The sequence below is a fragment of the Mycobacterium sp. genome (genome assembly GCF_050701675.1).
Lineage (GTDB): Bacteria > Actinomycetota > Actinomycetes > Mycobacteriales > Mycobacteriaceae > Mycobacterium.
In genome coordinates this window covers 1-3,240 of the sequence record NZ_JBOGDD010001039.1, presented here as the reverse complement: position 1 = coordinate 3,240, position 3,240 = coordinate 1, and the positions used below count along the sequence as shown (strand labels likewise).

The 3,240-nt window shown below is 66.6% G+C and carries 3 protein-coding genes; 1 reads left to right on the top strand and 2 read right to left on the bottom strand.

Annotation, left to right across the window (positions count from 1 at the left end):
• Positions 1-2,424 (top strand): ATP-binding protein (locus ACRDUX_RS31875; RefSeq protein ID WP_526420017.1); only part of this gene is annotated, 2,424 nt, incomplete at its 5' end.
• Positions 2,425-2,550: 126 nt separating this feature from the next.
• On the opposite strand, the gene ACRDUX_RS31870 is transcribed toward ACRDUX_RS31875, so the two are convergent.
• Both ACRDUX_RS31870 and ACRDUX_RS31865 read right to left on the bottom strand, forming a co-directional pair.
• Positions 2,551-3,000 (bottom strand): nitroreductase family deazaflavin-dependent oxidoreductase, encoded by a 450-nt coding sequence (locus ACRDUX_RS31870; protein ID WP_526420015.1) that lies wholly within the window; start codon positions 2,998-3,000, stop codon positions 2,551-2,553.
• On the bottom strand, positions 2,997-3,240 hold a 244-nt coding region (locus tag ACRDUX_RS31865; RefSeq protein ID WP_526420013.1), incomplete at its 5' end, for an amino acid--tRNA ligase-related protein. The genes ACRDUX_RS31870 and ACRDUX_RS31865, both read right to left, overlap by 4 nt.

Here is a 3,240-nt window from a genome sequence, read left to right as displayed (position 1 = left end):
GTTGAGGGTGATGGCTCGGTGGTCACGGTGGTGGGGTCCCCGGGGATCGGCAAGAGTCGCCTGGTGCGCGAGGTCGCTGCGGCCGCCGCGGGGCGGGGTGTCGAGGTGTTCGCGGCCTACTGCGAATCGCATACCAGCGACATCCCGTTCACGGTGGTGGCTCGACTGCTACGCGCGACGACCGGTGTGGGCGGGATGGACGAGGTAGCGGCTCGTGAGCGGGTGCGGGCTCAAGCTCCCGATGCCGACCCTGAAGACGTGTTGCTGTTCGAGGACCTGCTTGGCATCGCCGATCCCGATGTCGCTCTGGCCAAGATTGATCCGGATGCGCGGCGGCGGCGGTTGACGGTGTTCGTGAACGCCGCGTCGTTGGCCCGAAAACGCCCGGCGCTCTACGTGATCGAGGACGCCCATTGGATCGATGAGGTCAGCGAGTCGATGCTGGCCGAGTTCCTCACGGTGATCACGCAGACGGCCTCGCTGGTGCTCGTCACCTACCGTCCCGAATATCGGGGCGTGCTGAGCCGCGTGGCCGATGCCGAAGCCATAGCCCTTGCGCCACTGAGTGATCCGGAGACGGCAGCGCTGGTCTCGCAGCTGCTCGGGCCGGACCCCTCAGTCGGCGCGTTGGCCTCCGTGATCGCCGAGCGGGCCGCCGGCAATCCGTTCTTCGCCGAGGAGATGGTACGCGACTTGGCCGAGCGTGCTGTGCTGCGCGGCAACCGCAGCGCCTACGTCTCCACGGTCGACGCTGCCGAGGTCACCGTGCCCGCCACCGTGCAGGCTACCCTCGCCGCCCGCGTCGACCGGCTGAACCCCAAGGCGAAACGCACCCTGAACGCTGCAGCGGTCATCGGCGCGAAGTTCAGCCGGGACCTACTGGAAACGCTGGGGATTGACCCTGTCCTGAAGGACCTGGTGGGGGGCGAGCTGATCGATCAGATCAGGTTTACCCGACAGCCCGAATACGTGTTCCACCATCCGCTGATCCGCATGGTGGCCTACGAATCACAACTCAAGTCAGATCGTGCCGAGTTGCATAGACGGCTGGCTGCGGCCATTGAGGCCCGCAACCCAACCTCGGCTGATGAAAATGCTGCGCTGATCGCCGAACATCTGGCGGCGTCCGGTGATCTGCACGCCGCCTACGGCTGGCAGATGCGGGCCGCAACGTGGGCGACCAACCGCGACATCGCCGCAGCGCGATTGAGCTGGGAGCGTGCCAGAACCATCGCCGACGCACTGCCCGCCGATGACCCGGGCCGGGCAGCCATGCGCATCGCCCCGCGCACCATGTTGTGCGGGACCGGCTGGCGAGTCCACGCCAACGTTGCCGGTGACCGCTTTGATGAATTGCGGGAGTTGTGCAGCGCCACCGGGGACAAGGCGTCACTGGGCATCGCGACCGCAGGGTTGGTGGTTGGCTACGCGCATCAGGACCGGGAGCGCGAGGCGTCGGAGCTGGCATCGGAGGCCTGGGCCCTCGCCGAGTCGGTCGGAGATGCGACCTTGACGGTGGGGCTGTCGTTCCCGGCGATCTACGGCAAGATCGAGAGCGCCGAGTGGTGTGACGTGCTGCGATGGTCACAAACCGTTATCGACCTGGCCGACGGTGACCCATCGAGAGGCAACTTCCTCGTCGGGTCTCCGTTAGCGCTCGCCTTTGCCGCGCGGGGTATGGCTCGTTATTTCCTGGGTCGTCTCGGATGGCCAGAAGACCTGAGGCACGGCCTGGCCATGGCCCGCCGCACTGACCCCGCGTCCCACGCCGGCGCTGTCAGCTATGTCTACTTGCTGGGGATACCGTTTGGCGTGCTGAGGCCAGGTGATCGTGCGCTGCGCGAGATCGAGGATGCTCTACGGATCGCCGAGCGATCCAGTGATGACGTCGTGGTGGGCTTCACCCGGGCGACGCTGGGCGTTGCGCTGGTGCACCGCGGCACCAGCGTGGAGCGTGGTCGCGGACAGCAGCTGCTGGCCGAGGTCGGCAAAGTGTTCCGCAACCAAGGACACAACCTATGCGATTTGCCGATCGTCGAGGTCTTCTCGGCACGTGAGATGGGGAGGCAGGGAGATCACGATGCCGCCATACCGGTGATACGCGCCGCCGCCGACCATCTGTTCCGCCAGGGACATCTGCTGTTGTGGGGCATTCCAGCGACGGGTGTTCTGGTGGAGACATTGCTCGATCGCGGGGCCGACGGTGACGTGGCCGAAGTCGAGGCCGCGATTGACCGGTTGGCGGTCGCGCCAGCCGATGAGGGTCTCGCGATGCGCGACGTCTGGTTGTTGCGGCTGCGGGCGCTGCTGGCCCAGGCTCGGGGTGATGCCGCCGCTTACACGCACTTCCGGGATGACTACCGCGACATGGCGAAAACGCTTGGCTACGAGGGACACACGAAGTGGGCCGAGGCGATGCCCTAGTCCGGGCATCAAGGACGACATCACCCGTCGGAAAGTCAGCTTCGAGAACGCGATTCGGCTCTCGGCTCCAGACGACTCGGCGCGCTGGGTCGCGGTCAACGCAACCCGGCGCGCCGAAGTCGCGGACTAGGCGCGGGTGAGCTCGAACAGCGGGATGGCCCGCGTGGTGTTGGCCTGGTATTCGGCGAACACCGGTGCGACCTCGGTGATCTTCGGGTACGTCGCGTCCCTTTCGTCGTCCGGCAGTTCGCGAACCGCGACGTCGTAGGACTCGGAACCGACCTCGATGCGCGCCTTGTAGTTGGAGCGCAGGTTGTGCACCCAGGCGGGGTTCTTCGGCGCGCCAGCGTAGGACCCGACGATCAGCAACTTGTCGTCCACGGTCAGGTAGGCCAGCGGTGACAGCCGAGGCTGGCCCGACTTGGCGCCCGTGGTGTGCAGCAGCAGCAGGTCGCCGCCCTCGAACGGGCCGCCGACCTTGCCGCCGTTGGCGCGGAACTCCTCGACGATGCCGCGGTTGAAGTCGTCGAGCGCCGCGGTGTCGGACACGAGCTTGGTCTTGTCGATTTCTGTCATGTCTCTTCAGACCTCTTCGGCTTGGCGTCTATTCCTGATTCCTTGCGCTGCTGCGCGGTGATCGGCGCGGGCGCATCGGTCAGCGGGTCCACGCCGCCGCCGGACTTGGGGAACGCGATCACCTCGCGGATCGAATCCGTGCCCGTCAGCAGGGCCACGATGCGGTCCCATCCGAACGCGATGCCGCCGTGCGGCGGCGCGCCGAAGGTGAACGCGTCCAACAGGAATCCGAACTTGTCC

Excerpts from the sequence above, each read along its gene's own strand:
- ACRDUX_RS31870 (WP_526420015.1), bottom strand. The coding sequence starts at position 3,000 with ATGACAGAAATCGACAAGACCAAGCTCGTGTCCGACACCGCGGCGCTC.